General features: G+C 69.4%; 1 protein-coding gene. It reads left to right on the top strand.

The window, feature by feature from the left end; genetic code table 11:
- Positions 1–116: 116 nt before the first annotated feature.
- The coding region (locus C1J01_RS48025) for an IS4 family transposase (RefSeq protein WP_181449379.1) at positions 117–1,446 on the top strand (1,330 nt) is incomplete at its 3' end.

The raw sequence follows: 1,446 nt of genomic DNA, 5'->3' as shown, positions 1-1,446 counted from the left end.
CCAACGCCGTTCAGTTAAGGACGAAGGCGGTTCGTCAAGACCGGTGAACGAAGCAGCGGAGCCGCTGTAGAAGAGGTCTGTCACTCCAAGACATCCTCACTACAGGAGCTCCGCTGTTGGAACAGGTTGCCACACGACGAACGGCCGGGGTAGCCGCAGGGGTGTTCGCGCCGGGACATCTGGGCGAACTGACCCGGATCATCCCGTTCGAGATGGTCGATGAGGTGTTGGCGCAGACGCGTGCGCGCGAGCGCAGGGTGCGGCTGGTGCCGGCACGGGTCACGGTGTACCTGCTGCTGGCTGCGGCGTTGTTCACCAGCCTGGGGTATCGGCAGGTGTTCGATCGGTTGTGCGCCGGGCTGGCACATCTGACACCGGTCCGGCCCAGCGGCAGTGCTCTGCGCCAGGCCCGGCAGCGGCTGGGGCCGGCTCCGATGAAAGCGCTGTTCGACCTGATCAGCGGTCCTGCGGTGACGGCCGCTGCGGCGGGATGGTGGCGGGGGCTGCGGGTGGTCGCCATCGATGGCACCCTGCTGCCGATCCCGGACTGCCCGGCCAACCTTACGGTCTTCACCCGGCAGCGGCTCGGCAACGGAATCTCGGGATACCCGCAACTACGGCTGGCCGCGCTGGTGGCCTGCGGCACCCGGTCGGTGATCGCAGCCGCCTTCGGGCCCGCCACGATCGGTGAGCTGGACTACGCCCGCCGCCTGGCCGCGCATCTGAGGGCCGGGATGCTGCTGCTGGGCGACCGGAACTTCGCCGCCACCGATCTGCTCAACCAGATGGCCGCCACCGGCGCCGACCTGCTGGTGCGCTGCAAGTCCGGTCGCAACCTGCCCGCCGTGGCCCGCTGCCGGGACGGCTCGATCCTGGCCCGGCTCGGCGCACTGACCGTCCGCGTCATCGACGCCGAGATCACCATCCGCACCGCAGCAGGCAGCAGGACCGGCCACTACCGGCTGCTGACCACCCTCACCGACGCCACCGCCCATCCGGCGGCCGACCTCATCCGGCTCCACCACGAACGCTGGGAGATCGAGACCACCTATGCCGAGCTGAAGTCCACCCTCCTGAACGGGCACGTCCTGCGCTCACGCACCCCTGACGGCATCGAACAGGAGGTCTGGGCCCTGCTGACCGCCTACCAGGTCCTGCGCACCGCCATGACCGACGCCACCGACAGCATCCCGGGCACCGACCCGGACCGGGCCGGCTTCACCACCGCCCTGGCCGCCGCCCGCGACCAGCTCATCCTGGCCGCCGGAGTCACCACCGGCACCGACATCGACCTGATCGGCACCATCGGCCGGCACGTCCTGGCCCAGCTCCTGCCCGCCCGGCGAGTCCGCACCAAAGACCGCATCGTCAAACGCGCGATCTCCAAATACAACGCCCGCGGACCCGCCATCGACCGGACCACCTACAAAGCCACCATCAGCATCA

The organism is Nonomuraea aridisoli (assembly GCF_003236395.1).
Classification (GTDB): Bacteria; Actinomycetota; Actinomycetes; order Streptosporangiales; family Streptosporangiaceae; genus Nonomuraea; species Nonomuraea aridisoli.
The sequence above is the reverse complement of the archived record's forward strand: the minus strand, read 5'-3'. Positions and strand labels throughout refer to the sequence as shown.